Source organism: Franconibacter pulveris (assembly GCF_056780215.1).
Genome location: NZ_CM165555.1, coordinates 455,031 through 471,952, shown reverse-complemented (window position 1 = coordinate 471,952; position 16,922 = coordinate 455,031). Strand labels below are relative to the sequence as shown.

13 protein-coding genes, 2 tRNA genes and 1 pseudogene are annotated in these 16,922 nt (G+C 57.5%); 1 reads left to right on the top strand and 15 read right to left on the bottom strand.

The genetic code is table 11. The features are described from left to right. Window positions 1-61: 61 nt before the first annotated feature. From rnr to nnr, 13 genes and pseudogenes are all read right to left on the bottom strand, one after another. Window positions 62-2,515: a ribonuclease R gene (gene rnr / locus ACU4F7_RS02300; protein ID WP_024557211.1), complete on the bottom strand. Its 2,454-nt coding sequence runs from the start codon at window positions 2,513-2,515 to the stop codon at window positions 62-64. Window positions 2,516-2,549: 34 nt separating this feature from the next. Next, window positions 2,550-2,975 carry a nitric oxide-sensing transcriptional repressor NsrR gene (gene nsrR, locus ACU4F7_RS02295; protein ID WP_024557212.1) on the bottom strand — a complete coding sequence of 142 codons (426 nt, stop codon included), beginning with the start codon at window positions 2,973-2,975 and terminating at the stop codon, window positions 2,550-2,552. Between the two features lie 151 nt (window positions 2,976-3,126). Beyond that, a complete protein-coding gene (locus ACU4F7_RS02290; protein WP_481637947.1) occupies window positions 3,127-4,425 on the bottom strand; it encodes an adenylosuccinate synthase in 1,299 nt (432 codons plus the stop codon). Window positions 4,426-4,527: 102 nt separating this feature from the next. Then, window positions 4,528-4,725 carry a DUF2065 domain-containing protein gene (locus tag ACU4F7_RS02285; RefSeq protein ID WP_024557214.1) on the bottom strand — a complete coding sequence of 66 codons (198 nt, stop codon included), beginning with the start codon at window positions 4,723-4,725 and terminating at the stop codon, window positions 4,528-4,530. Between the two features lie 75 nt (window positions 4,726-4,800). Beyond that, window positions 4,801-5,805, bottom strand: coding sequence for a protease modulator HflC (hflC, locus tag ACU4F7_RS02280; protein WP_029591415.1), 1,005 nt, complete (start codon window positions 5,803-5,805; stop codon window positions 4,801-4,803). A 2-nt stretch (window positions 5,806-5,807) separates the two neighbouring features. Then, complete coding sequence (hflK, locus tag ACU4F7_RS02275) at window positions 5,808-7,049, bottom strand: FtsH protease activity modulator HflK (protein WP_029591416.1); 1,242 nt, start codon at window positions 7,047-7,049, stop codon at window positions 5,808-5,810. 71 nt (window positions 7,050-7,120) lie between these two features. Beyond that, entirely contained in the window at window positions 7,121-8,404 is a 1,284-nt protein-coding gene (gene hflX / locus ACU4F7_RS02270; RefSeq protein ID WP_024557217.1) for a ribosome rescue GTPase HflX, read from the bottom strand. Between the two features lie 75 nt (window positions 8,405-8,479). Then, entirely contained in the window at window positions 8,480-8,785 is a 306-nt protein-coding gene (gene hfq, locus ACU4F7_RS02265) for an RNA chaperone Hfq (protein ID WP_024557218.1), read from the bottom strand. A gap of 102 nt (window positions 8,786-8,887) precedes the next feature. After that, a complete protein-coding gene (gene miaA / locus ACU4F7_RS02260; RefSeq protein ID WP_481637946.1) occupies window positions 8,888-9,835 on the bottom strand; it encodes a tRNA (adenosine(37)-N6)-dimethylallyltransferase MiaA in 948 nt (315 codons plus the stop codon). Then, a complete protein-coding gene (gene mutL, locus ACU4F7_RS02255) occupies window positions 9,828-11,738 on the bottom strand; it encodes a DNA mismatch repair endonuclease MutL (RefSeq protein WP_481637945.1) in 1,911 nt (636 codons plus the stop codon). Before mutL ends, miaA begins: the two co-directional genes overlap by 8 nt. A 9-nt stretch (window positions 11,739-11,747) precedes the next feature. After that, window positions 11,748-13,076 carry an N-acetylmuramoyl-L-alanine amidase AmiB gene (gene amiB, locus ACU4F7_RS02250; RefSeq protein WP_029591419.1) on the bottom strand — a complete coding sequence of 443 codons (1,329 nt, stop codon included), beginning with the start codon at window positions 13,074-13,076 and terminating at the stop codon, window positions 11,748-11,750. Window positions 13,077-13,089: 13 nt separating this feature from the next. Then, window positions 13,090-13,551: a tRNA (adenosine(37)-N6)-threonylcarbamoyltransferase complex ATPase subunit type 1 TsaE gene (gene tsaE / locus ACU4F7_RS02245; protein ID WP_024557222.1), complete on the bottom strand. Its 462-nt coding sequence runs from the start codon at window positions 13,549-13,551 to the stop codon at window positions 13,090-13,092. Next, window positions 13,544-15,071, bottom strand: a pseudogene (gene nnr, locus ACU4F7_RS02240) (bifunctional ADP-dependent NAD(P)H-hydrate dehydratase/NAD(P)H-hydrate epimerase). The gene tsaE and the pseudogene nnr overlap by 8 nt, the downstream one beginning before the upstream one ends. Here nnr and queG point away from each other — a divergent pair. After that, the gene (queG, locus tag ACU4F7_RS02235) at window positions 15,070-16,209 is read left to right on the top strand and encodes a tRNA epoxyqueuosine(34) reductase QueG (protein WP_481637944.1); all 1,140 of its coding nucleotides are present in this window, start codon (window positions 15,070-15,072) and stop codon (window positions 16,207-16,209) included. The pseudogene nnr and the gene queG sit on opposite strands and share 2 nt — an antisense overlap. Before the next feature lie 271 nt (window positions 16,210-16,480). Here the strand turns inward: queG and ACU4F7_RS02230 are convergent. Continuing rightward, window positions 16,481-16,556: transfer RNA gene (locus ACU4F7_RS02230), tRNA-Gly, on the bottom strand. Window positions 16,557-16,711: 155 nt separating this feature from the next. Next, window positions 16,712-16,787, bottom strand: a tRNA-Gly gene (locus ACU4F7_RS02225). Window positions 16,788-16,922: the final 135 nt, after the last annotated feature.

Genomic DNA, 16,922 nt, shown 5'->3' with positions numbered 1-16,922 from the left:
TTATGGGCGGCGAACCGCCTTTTTTACTTGCTTCCCTTCCCCATCGGGGAAGGGATTAAGGTCACTCAGCCTGCTTTTTCTTCGCTGCACGCTTCGATTTTGTCGCGGCGGCGATTTTAGCGGTTTTTGGCGAAGGCTTTTTCCCTTTCGCTTTACCTTTCGGCTCGTCGCGATCGTCACGCTTAGCCTTAGGCTTGCCTTTGCGGAAGGCGCTGTCCGGCTCGAAGTTGACCCGCTTTCCAGTCTGACGGCGTCTGCCGCCTTTACTGTTCTCTTTCGCGCCCCGTTTTTCACGTTCGCGGGCCGTTTTCCCCGCACCACGCGGCGCACGCTCGCTGGAAATAAGCGAGAAGTCTATCTTGCGCTCATCCATATTGACCGCTTCTACACGCACTTCAACCCGGTCGCCCAGGCGGTAGGTCTGGCCGCTGGACTCGCCAATCAGCCGCTGGCCAACCTGGTCGAAGCGGTAATAGTCGTTATCCAGCGAGGAGACATGCACGAGGCCATCGATAAACAGATCGTTCAGGCGCACAAAGAAGCCAAAGCCGGTGACGCTTGCGATAACGCCGGAGAAGGTGCTGCCGACGTGATCCTGCATAAAGTCGCACTTCAGCCAGTCCGCCACTTCGCGCGTCGCTTCGTCGGCGCGGCGTTCCGCCATGGAGCAGTGCTGACCAAGCTGCAGCATTTCATCCATATTGTAGTGCCAGCCGCCCGTTTCCGTGCTCTCGCCTTTGTGCCCTTCCTGCTTCGCCACCAGATATTTCAGCGCACGGTGCAGCAGTAAATCGGGATAACGGCGAATCGGCGAAGTAAAGTGCGCGTAAGATTGCAGCGCCAGGCCGAAGTGGCCACGGTTCTCCGGATCGTAAATCGCCTGCTTCATGGAACGCAGCAGCATCGTTTGCAGCATTTCATGATCGGGACGATCGGCGATCGATTCGAGCAGCTCTGCGTAATCGCGCGGCTCCGGCTTATTGCCGCCCGGCAGTTCAAGGCCAAGCTCCGCCAGCACCGTGCGAAACGCGGTAATGGCGTCGTTGGTCGGGCGATCGTGGATACGGAACAGCGCCGGCTCTTTGTTCTTTTCAACAAAACGCGCCGCAGAAATGTTCGCCAGGATCATGCATTCTTCAATGAGCTTGTGGGCGTCGTTGCGCTCGGTCTGCTCAATACGTTCGATACGACGTTCAGCGTTAAAGATGAACTTCGCCTCTTCGCTCTCAAAGGAGATGCCGCCGCGCTCGTCGCGCGCTTCATCCAGCGCTTTGTAGAGGTTGTGCAGTTCTTCGATATGCCTTACCAGCGGCTGGTACTGGCTGCGTAAATCCTGATCGCCCTGCAGTATGTGCCATACCTTGGTATAAGTAAGGCGCGCGTGCGAGTTCATTACCGCTTCATAGAATTTATATCCGGTCAGACGCCCTTTGGCGGAGACCGTCATTTCGCACACCATACACAGGCGGTCGACCTGCGGGTTAAGGGAGCAAAGGCCGTTAGAAAGCACTTCCGGCAGCATCGGCACCACCTGCGAAGGGAAGTAAACCGAGGTGCCGCGGTTACGCGCTTCTTTATCAAGCGGCGTATAGGGACGCACGTAATAGCTGACATCGGCGATAGCGACCCACAGGCGCCAGCCGCCGCCGCGTTTTTTCTCACAGTAAACGGCGTCATCAAAGTCGCGGGCGTCTTCGCCGTCAATGGTCACCAGCGGCAGCTGACGCAGATCCACGCGCCCCGCCTTCGCCTCTTCCGGCACCTCTTCTTTCAGCCCGGCTATCTGTTGCTCTACTTCTTTTGGCCAGACATAAGGAATTTCATGGGTGCGCAGCGCCATATCGACCGCCATGCCGGTGCCCATGTTGTCGCCCAGCACCTCCACGATTTTACCTACCGCCTTGGTGCGGCGCGTTGGGCGCTGGGTCAGTTCGACCACGACGACAAAGCCCATGCGCGCACCCATAATCTCTTCAGGCGGAATAAGGATATCGAAGCTCAGGCGGCTGTCGTCCGGCACCACGAACCCTACGCCCGCGTCGGTAAAGTAGCGTCCGACGATCTGGCTGGTTTTCGGCACCAATACGCGAACGATGCGCGCTTCGCGGCGGCCTTTGCGATCGGCGCCAAGCGGCTGCGCCAGCACCACATCGCCGTGGATGCAGGTTTTCATCTGTTCTGATGAGAGATAGAGATCGTCTTTACGCCCTTCCACACGCAGGAAGCCGTAGCCGTCGCGGTGACCGATAACGGTGCCTTTCAACAGGTCAAGGCGTTCCGGCAGCGCGTAGCATTGGCGGCGGGTAAAGACTAACTGACCGTCGCGCTCCATGGCGCGCAGGCGACGACGCAGCGCTTCCTGCTGCTCTTCGCCTTCAATGTTCAGTTCCTGAGCAATCTCTTCACGATTTGCCGGCTTTTCCCGTTTCGTTAAATGTTCGAGAATAAACTCCCGGCTTGGGATCGGGTTTTCGTATTTTTCGGCTTCTCGTTCCTGAAAAGGATCTTGTGACATTGCGGTTCCTCCGTTGTCAGCTGCGGCGCAATGATTATTCCACCAGCAGTAATTTGTAGAGCGGCTGGTTTTCTTCCACTAAATCGGCCAGCGTGTAGTTATCCAGTTCCTGAAGGAAACTCTCCACCGCCTTGTTCAGCGCCTGTTTCAGGCGGCAGGCGGGAGTGATGTGGCAAAACGCGCTGCTGCAGTTCACAACGGACAGCGGCTCCAGCTCGCGCACCACGTCGCCAATGCGAACTTGCGAAGCCGGCTTGCCCAGGCGAATGCCGCCGTTTTTCCCACGTATGGCAGCGACATAGCCTGCGCGGCTCAGCTGATTAATGATTTTGACCATGTGATTACGGGATACGCCGTAGACAGCCGTCACTTCCGAAATACTGGTCATGCGTCCTTCAGGCAGCGATGCCATATAAATCAAAGCACGCAATCCGAAATCGGTAAAACTCGTTAACTGCACATCAACCTCAGAACAGGGCAGGAAAAAACGCGGATCGCCATGTGGCGAGATACATTGATGATAAACCAGCCAGCGATAAGGCCGCTAATTTATTTGAAAAAGGCGGGTAAAAAGGGTGTAAAAAGGGCGCGTCTGGCGCGCCCTTAGACAATTATGCGTCGAACGGATCGCGCAGAATCATGGTCTCGGTGCGATCCGGACCGGTAGAAATGATGTCGATCGGCACGCCAGTCACTTCTTCAATACGTTTGATGTAGTTCAGTGCCGCCTGCGGCAGGCCGCTACGCTCTTTGACGCCGAAAGTAGACTCAGACCAGCCCGGCATCGTTTCGTAAATCGGCTCGATACCTTCCCAGTCATCCGCCGCCATCGGGGTAGTGGTGACTTCACGGCCATCCGGCATACGGTAAGCGACGCAGATTTTCACCTCTTCCAGACCGTCCAGCACGTCCAGCTTGGTCAGGCAGAAGCCGGAAAGGGAGTTGATCTGCACCGCGCGGCGTACGGCTACCGCATCCAGCCAGCCGGTGCGACGACGACGGCCGGTGGTGGCGCCGAACTCGTTGCCCTTCTTGCACAGGAACTCGCCGATGTCGTCGAACAACTCGGTCGGGAACGGACCGGCGCCCACGCGGGTGGAGTACGCTTTGATGATGCCGAGTACGTAGTCAACGTAGCGCGGGCCGATGCCGGAACCTGTCGCCACGCCGCCTGCGGTGGTGTTAGAAGAGGTCACGTACGGGTAGGTGCCGTGGTCGATATCCAGCAGCGTGCCCTGGGCGCCTTCGAACATGATGAAGTCGCCGCGCTTGCGCGCCTGATCCAGCAGATCGGAAACGTCCACCACCATGGAAGTCAGGATGTCGGCGATAGCCATAACGTCATCCAGCACTTTCTGGTAGTCAACCGCTTCCATTTTGTAGAAGTTAACCAGCTGGAAGTTATGGTATTCCATCACTTCTTTCAGCTTGTCAGCGAAGGTGGCTTTGTCAAACAGGTCGCCGACGCGCAGGCCGCGACGCGCAACTTTATCCTCGTAAGCCGGGCCGATGCCGCGACCGGTAGTACCGATAGCTTTGGCGCCGCGCGCTTTTTCACGCGCTACGTCGAGCGCCACGTGGTAGTCGAGGATAAGCGGGCAAGCTTCGGAGATAAGCAGACGCTCGCGAACCGGGATACCGCGGTCTTCGAGTTCTTTCATCTCTTTCATCAGCGCGGCCGGAGAGAGCACGACACCGTTGCCGATGATGCTGGTGACGTTATCGCGAAGAATGCCTGAAGGAATAAGATGGAGAACGGTTTTTTCACCGTTGATTACGAGAGTATGGCCAGCGTTGTGGCCACCCTGGTAGCGAACCACATATTTAGCGCGTTCAGTCAGAAGATCGACGATCTTTCCTTTGCCTTCGTCACCCCATTGGGTGCCCAGTACGACGACGTTGTTACCCATTTTTCAAAATCACCGTTTGCTTAAAAATGGATTCTAACACCAGCTTTCAGGATGATCAGCACTTTTTGTATACAAATTCAGGCGATAGCGCCTGAAATTTACTCAGTTAATCGTTTTCGTCAACATGTAGTAGATGACTACGCCCGCAACCACAAGACCGCCGCCAAAGCGCCGCAACAATGTATCCGGCAATTGCGCCATTCCGAGGATCATGCGCCGCCAGATACGCGGAAAAAGCATCGGACCCAGCCCCTCGAGCACCAGTACCAACGCGAGCGCCAGGATAATAGTGGTATTCATGATTCCCTTTTCTGCTCCTGTCTTATGATAAAAAAAGAGCCGGTCGAAACCGGCTCTTGTCTGACAATGGCGATATTAACGCGTACTGTTGGCTGGCGTCTTCATGTAGCGGAAGAAATCGCTGTCCGGGCTCAGCACCATGACATCCTGATTGCTCTGGAAGCTGTTTTCGTACGCGCGCAGGCTACGGATAAAGGCATAGAAATCCGGGTCCTGGCTGAACGCGTCCGCGAACAGTTTCGCCGCTTCGGCATCGCCTTCACCGCGCAAAATACGCGCCTGGCGTTCGGCTTCCGCCAGCGTGCGGGTCACTTCATAATCCGCCGCCGCGCGCAGTTTTTCCGCCTCTTCCTGGCCCTGTGAACGGTGACGACGGGCGACGGCTTCACGCTCGGCGCGCATACGGTTGAAGATAGCTTCGGAGACTTCCGCAGGCAGGTTGATCTGCTTGATGCGCACGTCCACCACTTCAATACCCAATGCCGCCATGCTGTTCGGGTTGATAACCGGCACTTTACCGTTGGTTTCCGCCTGAACGCGCTCTGCGGCTTTGGCAATCGCATCATCCGCAGCCGGCGTGGCCACTTCATCCTCGGTGCCCGCCGAACCGGAGTTCAGCGCGTCGCGCACTTCCAGGGTCAGACGACCGCGGGAGTCAGTTACGATGTCTTTTACATCAAGACGGCCAATTTCAGAACGTAAACGGTCTGAAAACTTACGCTTGAGCAGCACTTCGGCCTGAGAGACGTCGCCACCGCCTGTCGCCAGGTAGTAGCGGCTAAAGTCGCTGATGCGCCACTTGATATAAGAGTCAACGATCAGGTCTTTTTTCTCTTTGGTTACGAAGCGGTCAGCCTGGTTATCCATGGTCTGGATACGGGCGTCCAGCGTCTTCACCGACTCGATAAACGGCATCTTAAAATGCAGACCCGGCTCGAAAACCAGCGGTTTGTTTTCGTTGTCACGCAACACTTTGCCAAAACGCAAAGTGATGCCGCGCTCGCCCTCTTTCACCACGAAAATCGAGGTGTAGAGAACCACCAGCACGATAATGATGATTGCAATAACTGACTTACGCATCGTTATTCACCCCCCTGGCGCTGGAAGTCATTACGCTGCGCGTTGGCGCGGCGCTGGTCCATAATATCGCCAGCGCTGCCGGAAGGCGTCGTGGTGGCGTTGCTGTTGCTGCCTGCGGCAGGCGGTAAACGCAGCAGAGAGTTCGGGCTGTCGCTTGTGGAAGCCGGAGCCGAACCGCCGCCTTTAAGCATCTGATCGAGCGGAAGCACCATCAGGTTGCCGCCCTTATCGTTGACCAACACTTTACGGGTATGGCTAAGCACGCGCTCCATCGTTTCGATATACAGTCGCTCGCGGGTAATTTCCGGCGCGGCTTTATATTCCGGCAGGATTTTCGCAAAGCGAGCCACCTCACCCTGCGCTTCCAGGATAGTTTGCGTACGGTAAGCGCGCGCCTCTTCCAGCGTGCGCTGCGCCTGACCGTTAGCGCGCGGCTGTACTTCGTTGGTATACGCTTCCGCCTCGCGAATATATTGCTGCTCGTTTTCACGGGCGGCGATAGCGTCGTCAAAGGCCGCCTTCACCTCTTCCGGCGGACGCGCCGCCTGGAAGTTCACGTCCAGCAGGGTGATGCCCATGTTGTAAGGACGGATGGTCTCTTCCAGTTCACGCTGGGTATCGCTACGAATAACGGTACGGCCTTCGGTGAGGATGCGGTCCATGGTGTACTTGCCGATAACGCCGCGCAGGGCGCTGTCGGTCGCCTGACGCAGGCTGTCGTCGGCGCTGGTGACGCTAAACAGATAACGCTGCGGATCGGTGACGCGATACTGCACGTTCATTTCAACGCGCACGACGTTTTCGTCAGAGGTCAGCATGATGCCGGAAGCCGCCAGTTCACGAACGGCTTCCACGTTCACGGCGACAACGTCATCAATAAAGGTGGGTTTCCAGTTCAGGCCCGGCTCGACCAGGTGACTGAATTTGCCAAAGCGGGTCACCACGCCGCGTTCGGCTTCTTTAATGGTGTAGAACCCGCTTGCGGCCCAGATAATCACGACTGCCGCCGCGACAATACCTACTACGCGGCCTCCCATGCGGCCGCGAGGGCCCTGAGTGGCGCCGCCGGTTCCTTTACCGCCACCGAAACCCCCAAGCTTCTTGCTTAACTTACGGAAGATATCGTCCAGATCGGGCGGTCCCTGATCGCGACCGCCTTTGTTACCCCCAGAGTTGCCGCCAGGCTTGCTGCTTCCCCACGGGTCGCGGTCTTGTCCGTTATTACCGGGCTGATTCCACGCCATGTTTGTGCTCCATATTTGTTATGCGGTGAGATCCCCCAGAGGGGAAAGGTCTTCAGGCTTACAGCGGCCGGTTAGACAACATAGTCAACCAATGCCGGTTCCTGCTTACAGAGGCGACGCCAGTCCACCACCGGCATGCGCACCTGCATCCCGACACTACCGTCCTCCTCTACCCACTCTTTTTCTATCGCCTGAAGCTGATAAAAACGGCTCCTCAAACGGCCCGCCTCATCGGGAGGTAAATGCAGCGAATGCTGCGCTATCTCACCGGACAGGCGCTCCGTCAGGGCCTGGAAAAGCAGTGGTACGCCTTCACCCGTCTGGGCGGAAAGCCAGACGCGTATGGGCAGATTCTCATCATTACGATCGATACGCGGTTCGAATTCCTCAAGCATATCGATTTTGTTCATTACCAGCAGAGTCGGGATCTCATTGGCCTCGATCTCTTCCAGCACGGTATTCACCGCATCTATGTTCTCCCGCATACGCAGGTCAGCGGCATCCACCACATGCAACAGCAGCGTCGCCTGACGCGTCTCCTGCAACGTAGCTTTAAACGCCGCCACCAGATCGTGCGGCAGATGGCGGATAAAGCCTACCGTGTCCGCCAGCACCGTTTCGCCAACGTCCGGCACGTCAATGCGGCGCAGCGTTGGGTCCAGCGTAGCGAACAGCTGGTTAGCCGCATAGACGTCGGCTTCGGTTATCTGGTTAAAAAGAGTGGATTTACCGGCGTTGGTGTAGCCCACCAGCGAAACGGTTGGAATATCAGCTTTCGCGCGCGACCGACGTCCCTGCTCTCGCTGTTTTTCAACGCGTTCGAGGCGCGACAGGATTTGGCTGATTCGGTTGCGCAGCAAACGGCGGTCGGTTTCCAACTGGGTTTCACCCGGGCCCCGCAGGCCGATACCGCCTTTCTGGCGTTCAAGGTGAGTCCAGCCGCGTACCAGACGCGTCGCCAGATGGCGCAACTGCGCCAGCTCAACCTGCAGCTTACCTTCATGGGTGCGTGCACGCTGGGCGAAAATATCTAAAATCAGTCCGGTGCGGTCGATAACACGGCACTCGCACAGGCGCTCAAGGTTGCGCTCCTGAGCGGGGGTCAACGCATGATCGAACAGCACGACAGACGCCCCAGTGGCTTTCACTGCCTCGGCGATTTCGACTGCTTTACCTTCACCGACATAATATTTTGGGTGCGGAGCTTTACGGCTACCGGTAATCACCTGTAATGCTTCGACACCGGCGGAAGAGACCAGAGATTCAAACTCCTGGAGGTCTTCCATATCTTTGTCTTGCGTAAAGTAGATGTGTACCAGCACCGCCTGCTCACCGGCATCATAACGGTCAAACAAGCGTAAACCCTCTTAAAAGACCAGCGGGGAACACAGATGACCTGGTCCCCCGACATGGAACAACAGCCATCGACTTTATTCGGCGTCTTCGCTGTCTTGCTGCGGCGCAGAAGTTTGCGCGTTGTTGCTGTGGTGATAGTTGCTGGAACCGCCACCCGCGCTGTTACTGTGATGAGACACCGGACGAGAAGGCACCACAGTAGAAATCGCGTGCTTGTAGACCATCTGGCTGACTGTGTTTTTCAACAGAATCACGAACTGGTCGAAAGATTCGATTTGACCTTGCAGCTTAATACCATTCACCAAATAAATAGAAACTGGAACACGTTCCCGACGCAGTGCGTTGAGGAACGGATCTTGTAAAGATTGCCCCTTAGCCATTCTATCTTTTCCTTATATGCTTGTTGTTTATACTCATGAGCCCATGGGCTCTGAAAATACATAAAATTTTGCGCACGATACCAATTCAATTGTACACATTCATCAGTGCTTCGCACCAACAACCTGTAATACTTCTTTACGCGCTTGTTCAGGCGCTTCACTGTCAAGCCAGTGAACGTCTTCCCAGCCGCGCAGCCAGGTAATCTGGCGCTTTGCCAATTGTCTCGTGGCGCAAATACCTCGATAAACCATGTCGTCGAATGGGATCTCGCCTGACAGATAAGACCACATCTGGCGATAGCCTACGCAACGAATGGAAGGCAAGTCCGTATGCAAATCTCCACGGGCGAAAAGCGCCCTTACTTCTGCTTCAAAACCTGAAGCCAACATCTGGTGAAAACGCTGCTCAATTCGCTGATGGAGCAGTTCACGGCTCGCCGGGGCGATGGCGAACTGGTGCACCTGATACGGCAGAGCTTCTCCTGACGTTTGCGTCAGTTCCGTTAAAGTTTTACCCGAAATGAAAAAAACTTCCAGTGCCCGGGAAAGTCTTTGCGGGTCGTTGGGATGAATACGTGACGCCGCCACAGGATCGATCTCCTGGAGCTGGCGATGCAGCGTTTCCCACCCCTGCTCTGCTGCCTGTTGTTCAATCCGCGCCCTTATCGCCGGATCCGCCGACGGCAAGGGAGAAAGCCCTTCCAGTAACGCTTTGAAGTAAAGCATGGTGCCGCCTACCAGCAGCGGTATGCGCCCTGCTGCGGTGATAGCCGCCATCTCCTTTAGCGCGTCGCGGCGAAAATCCGCCGCTGAATACGCCTGCGCCGGATCCAGGATATCGAGCAGGCGATGCGGCGCTTCGGCCAACTCTTGCGCGCTGGGCTTGGCGGTGCCGATATCCATCCCTTTATAAATCAGGGCGGAGTCGACGCTAATCAACTCTACCGGCAGCGTTTTGCGTAAATTAATCGCCAGCGCGGTTTTGCCAGAGGCCGTCGGCCCCATTAAAAAAATAGCCTTCGGCAGGCCAGCCTTGCTTACTTCAGTCATGTTTCAGGGCATTCATCGCCGGTTGTAAATCCACAGGTTGTAATAAACCACCAGGCGGTGACTTCACCAGTTGCGGGCAGAGCCGTTCGACATCGGCGAGCAGCGCAATAGCCTGCGCCACGCTCCACTGTTCGTGCTCGCTCGCCAGATGGCGGGCCAGCCACAGCGCGATAGCCGCCGCGTCAATCTGACTCTGCTGCGCCAGGTAGCCTATCAGTTCAGGCATCAAGATTTGTAAATTTTGTTGGCGCAAGGGTAAAGGCACCGCCCGAATCGTCACATATTGCGCATCGCTGACCAACTCCATGCCCATTCCGGCAAGAAAAGGCTTAGCGCTGACAAGGGTTTCACGCTCTTCGGGAGACACTTTAAAGCGCACCGGGATAAGCAGCGGCTGAGCGCAGGGTTTTTCTTCGCCCGGCAACAGCTGCGCCTGTTTTAGCCAACGTTCCGCCACCTCCAGCGCCAACAGCATAAGCCGTCCTTCGCGCTCCAGTAACGCGAGGTTGTTATGCACAATGGTCAGCACACGCCCGAAGCTTTGAGCGTGGCCTTCCAGCGCAGGCTGCGTCATCGCGGGCGCAGGCGTTTTCGCCACGGAAGGCGTCCGGGTTGCCTGAGGCGTTTCCAGCAGTTGGCGATAAACCTCGCCCTGCTGTTTCTGATAACCCGGCGTCGCGTGCGGCCAGCTGGCGCCGCCGCCTTTGGCCGCCGCCCCGCCGCCGCTTCCGCCCGAGACCCGCGCAGGCGTGGAGCCTGAGGTTGCCGAAGGCGAAGAGTAGTCAGGCGCGGGGCGCTCTTTCGCCGCAGCCGGTTCGGCAAAGTGATTCTTTCCTGCAGCTATGCGGTTTTCCGGCTGCCAGCGCGGCGTCTGCGGTGTTTCCAGCGGCAGCGAGCTGGACTGCTGCGCCTGTAGCGCGCTCAGTACGCCCTGGTAGATGAAGTCGTGCACCAGCCGTGACTGATGAAAACGCACCTCGTGCTTGGCCGGGTGTACGTTCACATCCACCTGGTGCGGATCGATTTCCAGATAGAGTACGTAGGCGGGCTGTTGATTAGCGCCGAGCTTGTCTTCACAGGCCTGCCGGATGGCGTGGTTAATCAGCCGGTCGCGCATCATGCGGCCATTGACATAACAGTACTGAATCTCCGCCAGCGCCGCCGTGGTGCCTTTTGGCTCCGCCACCCAGCCGCGAAGGGCCAGGTCGCCATGCTGCCAGTCAATCGCCAGCGCTTGTTCGAGAAATGCGGTGCCGCAGATAGCGCCCAGGCGACGCTCGCGCGGCGCATTTGGCTGCACGGCGCGATACTGACGCACCATCTTGCCGTTATGGTTGAGGTTAATGGTGACGTCAAAGCGCGCCAGCGCGATGCGCCGCACCACCTCGTCAATATGGCCGAATTCGGTTTTCTCGGTGCGCATGAATTTCCGCCGCGCCGGCGTGTTGTAGAAAAGATCTAACACCTCAAGGGTGGTGCCGACCGGATGCGCCGCCGGTTTAACGGTCACTTCCATATCGCGCCCTTCCGCATACGCCTGCCACGCTTCTTGCTGATCGGCGGTACGGGAGGTGAGCGTCAGACGCGAGACGGAACTGATACTGGCCAGCGCTTCGCCGCGAAAACCGAGGCTGATAATCGCCTCCAGGTCGTCAAGCGTGGCGATTTTGCTGGTGGCGTGACGCGCCAGCGCCAGCGCTAACTCCGCTTTGCCTATGCCGCAGCCGTTATCGCGAATGCGGATAAGCTTCGCGCCGCCGCGTTCGATATCAATATCGATGCGGGTCGCCCCCGCGTCGAGGCTGTTTTCAACCAGCTCTTTCACTACCGATGCAGGACGTTCCACCACCTCGCCGGCGGCGATTTGGTTCGCGAGCTGCGGCGGCAGAACCTGAATCGGCATGAAATCTCCTTAATTGGTTACCGCGATCTGATTAACAGCGTCATTGGTAGCGCGGGCGGTCTGGCCCGAGCCGCCGCCATTTTTCGGCGCGGATTGTAACGGGTGCGCGAGGAAGTAATTACGCAGACCTTTATAAATGGCCTCGGCAAGCTGTTCCTGATAGTCGCTGCTCGCCAGCAGTTTTTCTTCACCGCTGTTGCTGATAAACCCGGTTTCCACCAGCAGAGAAGGAATATCCGGCGAGCGCAATACGCCAAGGCTCGCATGCTCCGGACGGCGTTTATGCAAGTCGCCTACTCTTTGCAACTGGCTCAATACGCTGGTGGCGACATCATACCCGACGCGCTGGGAATGACCGAACTGCAAATCCAGCACCGCCTGACTTAAATAGGGGTCCGCCTGGCTGTTTGCAAGCACGTCCCCTGCGCCGCCGAGCAGTTCCGACTGTTTCTCGTGCTGCTCAAGCCAGCCCGCCATTTCGCTGTTGGCGCGACGGTTTGACAGCACCCAGACCGAAGCGCCCGTCGCTTCGCGGTTTGGCGCGGCGTCGGCATGAATAGAAACCAGTAAGTTAGCGTTCTGCTGGCGAGCCACATCGGAGCGGCCCATCACCGAGATAAAATAGTCGCCGTCGCGAGTCAGCACGCCCTTAAACATCGGGTCGTCATTAAGCAGCGCGCGCAGCTTACGGGCGACGGCGATGGTGACGTTTTTCTCACGTACGCCGCCAGGACCAATAGCGCCCGGATCCTGCCCGCCGTGGCCGGCGTCAATCGCGACAATGACCTGATCAGAAGACACGGTTGTATGGCTGCGCGCCGGACGCGTTGCGCTATTGCTGCCGACAACGCTGGTCACGCGGTCGTTTTCATTACGAAACGGGTTACTGGCGGGAGTTGACGAACGCGGCGCAGGCGGGGCTGCACGCTTCGCCACAACGGGCGGCGGCGGCGCATCGGCGTTAATGGTAAAGACAACCGTATAGCTGGCGCCGTTTTGCTGCTTCACCGCGCGGGTTTTGCCGTTCTTCGTCAGGTCGACCACCAGCCGCAGCGACTGATTGTCTTTCGGCTGACCGGAACGAATGCTTTTCACCAGATTGCTGCCGCTAAAAATCAGCGGCAACCCCTGAATAACGCCGGTTTGCTGAATATCCAGCGCTACGCTGCGTTTATCCTGCTGCGAAAAGGCGTATTCCGGGTCGCCCATAAAGCTCAGGGTGATCCGGGCCTGGTCATCGCCATTGGATACCTGAATATCGGACAACACCGCCGCCCCGGCCTGAGCGCTCAGCGCCAGCAGTGCCGCTATTAACCAACCTTTTACGCGAGTCATCATCCCGTCATCCTGGTTATTTGGCTAAGCGCGCCAGTAACGAATTGCCTGATGGGGAAACGGCTTTGACGAGCGCTTCGCGCCCCTGCGCCTGATACGATAAGTGAATTTCGACATCCGGGTCGGGCAAGACGCCCGCCCCCTGCTGCGGCCACTCCACCAGACAAATAGCGTCATTGGCGAAGTAGTCGCGAATCCCCATAAACTCCAGCTCCTCTGGATCCGCCAGACGATAGAGGTCGAAATGGTAAACCGTCAGCGTCTCCAGCGCGTAGGGCTCCACCAGCGTGTAGGTGGGGCTTTTCACGTTGCCGTTATGGCCTAACGTCTGCAAAAAACCACGGCTAAAGGTGGTTTTACCCGCGCCCAGGTCGCCATAAAGATAAATGACGGTCGCGCCTTCGCAGGCCTGCGCCACACGCGCGCCGAGAGCGAGCGTCGCCTGCTCATCGGGTAGAGGAATAACACGATTAATCATGGTTTACGTCAATTCACATCCGGGTTAACAAAACGGTGAAGCACTGAAAGCAGATCGGTCGCCAGCATGCCGCGAGCGCCGTAACGGCTGGCGAGGAGGTCCGCCGCCACGCCGTGCGCCACGCAACCGGCGCAGGCTGCATCATACGGGGAGAGCTTTTGCGCCAGCAAGCCGCCGATAATTCCGCTCAGCACATCTCCCATACCGCCGCTGCCCATACCAGCGTTGCCAGCATCAATAATGCCCGGCCCCGCGTCGTTGCTGGCAACAAGGGTGCCCGCACCTTTCAGCACGACGCAACCGCCATACCGTTTTACCAGACGATCGGCAGAAAGTAAGCGATCACTTTCAACTTCTGACACGGAAACATTCAGCAATCTTGCGGCTTCGCCGGGGTGCGGCGTAAGGATGCGATTGTGACGTTTATCGGGATGGATTGCCAGCAGGTTGAGCGCGTCGGCGTCCCACAGCATCGGGCCGGTAAAGTTCTCTACCTTTTGCAGCGCCTGCTTGCCCCATGCCTGCTGACCAAGCCCCGGCCCAACCACCACCACATCGGCCCATTCAAGGCTTTCGCTAAGCGACTGCGGCGTGAGTTCATGCACCATCAGCTCCGGACGAGCGGTCAACAGCGGCGCGATATTCTCTATGCGAGTAAGTACTCGCACCAGCCCTGCGCCCGCCCTTAACGCCGCTTCGCCCGCCATACGAATCGCGCCGGCCGTGCCGTGATCGCCGCCTACTATCACCAGCTTGCCGTTATCGCCCTTATGGCTGGTCGGGCGCCGCGGCCTGAGCCACTCGCCAAGCTGCGAGGCGTCATAGCGGGCAATGGGCGCCTGCTGGCCCGCAAGCCACGGCTCCAGCCCCAGCGCGTGATGATGCAGAACGCCCACCACATCCCGCGCTTTGCCGGTGAGCAACCCCGGCTTGAGCGCGATAAAGGTGACCGTATGCGCCGCGTTAATCACCGCGCCCGGCGTGGCGCCGGTTTCCGCCAGCAGGCCGGAAGGAATATCGAGCGCCACCACAGGGGCCGGATGGCGATTCGCTTTATCAATCAGACCGGCGACAGGCTCCCGGGGCGCGCTTTTCAGGCCAGTCCCGAGCAGAGCGTCGATGATAAGCGTCACGCCGTCCGGCCAGGCCGTTTGCGGCGAATGAATCATTCCTCCGGCATTAAGCCAGGCTTCACGCGCGGCGGTAGCCTCGTCGGGTAATGGCGCTTCGCTCTCCTGCGCCAGCAACGTGACGCGAATGCCCGCCGCCTGCGCCAGTCGCGCCACGACATAGCCATCGCCGCCGTTGTTGCCGTGACCGCACAGCACCAGCCAGTGCTCGCTTTCAGGATAATAATCGTGGGCGATATGAAAAGCGGCCTCGCCCGCACGCTGCATCAGCTCGAAGAGCGTGAGGCCAAGACTGTCCGCCGCCTCTTTTTCTGCTGCCCGCAGCCAGTCTGCGGGCCAGACAGAGTGTGGTATACTACGGCCGTTTTTCTTCATCTGATGGTCCGTCATGTCTGCTCCCCTCGATCTCAACCAGTTAGCGCGCGATATTAAACAATGGGGCGCGGAGCTGGGTTTTCAGCAGGTTGGTATTACCGATACCGACCTGAGCGCCAGCGAGGGCGCGTTGCAGGCGTGGCTCGATAAACAGTATCACGGCGAGATGGAATGGATGGCGCGTCATGGCATGATGCGCGCCCGCCCGCATGAACTCTTACCCGGCACGCTGCGGGTGATCAGCGTACGGATGAACTATCTGCCCGCCAACGCCGCTTTCGCCCGCACGCTGAAAGATCCCTCGCTCGGCTATGTAAGCCGCTATGCGCTGGGCCGCGATTACCATAAGCTGCTGCGTAACCGGCTCAAAAAGCTCGGCGAGCGCATTCAGCAGCAGTGCGCGTCGCTGAATTTTAGACCTTTTGTCGATTCCGCGCCGCTGCTGGAAAGGCCGCTGGCGGAAAAAGCGGGACTGGGCTGGACGGGTAAGCATTCACTTATCCTCAGTCGCGATGCAGGCTCGTTTTTCTTTTTGGGCGAATTGCTGATCGATCTGCCGTTGCCTGTGGATAAACCAGTCGAGGAGGGGTGCGGCAAATGCGTAGCCTGTATGACCATCTGCCCCACCGGCGCCATTGTCGAGCCTTATACGGTGGACGCACGCCGCTGTATCTCTTATCTCACTATTGAACTGGAAGGCGCTATCCCTGAAGCGTTTCGTCCGCTTATCGGCAACCGTATCTACGGCTGCGACGATTGCCAGCTTATCTGCCCATGGAACCGTTTCTCGCAGCTCACGGATGAAGAGGATTTCACTCCCCGCCAGGCGCTGCATGCGCCGAAGCTGGTAGAACTCTTTGGCTGGAGCGAGGCGCATTTTCTGAAGGTGACGGAAGGATCGGCGATTCGCCGTATCGGGCACCTGCGCTGGCTGCGAAATATCGCCGTCGCGCTAGGTAATGCTCCCTGGGATGAAGCGAACCTGCAGGCGCTGGAAAAAAGAAAAGGTGAGCACCCACTTCTCGATGAACACATTGAATGGGCGATTGCGCAACAAATAGCCAGACGGAATGCCCATGTTATCGAGGTGCAGTTGCCACAGAAACAACGGCTGGTAAGGGTGGTTGAAAAGGGCCTGCCGAGAGACGCCTGAGCTTTCCACAGCCTGTGCATAAATTTAAAAATGCTTTGCCATTCAACGCACAAAAAGTAATCAGCGGCGCGTATTAATATTTTGAAATCTTATTAAGTCTCGTGTTAACAGCAACTTATATAAAAGCTGTAAATAAAATTAACGCGCTTTGCAGGCTGTGAAGCGGATCCCGACTGTGGATAAGTCTGTTCAGAAAGTTTTGATGGAAGTAAAAAACATCAGCCCCAGCGCGCTTTGTCGCTGTGGATAATTTATACGTTCTGGAGAAATTTGGAGCGGGAAACGAGACTCGAACTCGCGACCCCGACCTTGGCAAGGTCGTGCTCTACCAACTGAGCTATTCCCGCTTAATCTTCGTTTTTCATGCTGCCACGGCGTTGGCTTTCTTCACTCGCCACAGTCACCTACTCGTGTAAGCTTCTGCGGATTCGTTCCGTTGCCGCCTTGTTGCAACCTGAAATCCTGTGATTAGGATGGTGCTGCCTTTCGGCATTTCAAATTTTGGAGCGGGAAACGAGACTCGAACTCGCGACCCCGACCTTGGCAAGGTCGTGCTCTACCAACTGAGCTATTCCCGCTTAATCTTTTGTCTTTCATGCTGCCACGGCGTTGGCTTTCTTCACTCGCCACAGTCACCTACTCGTGTAAGCTTCTGCGGATTCGTTCCGTTGCCGCCTTGTTGCAACCTGAAATCCTGTGATTAGGATGGTGCT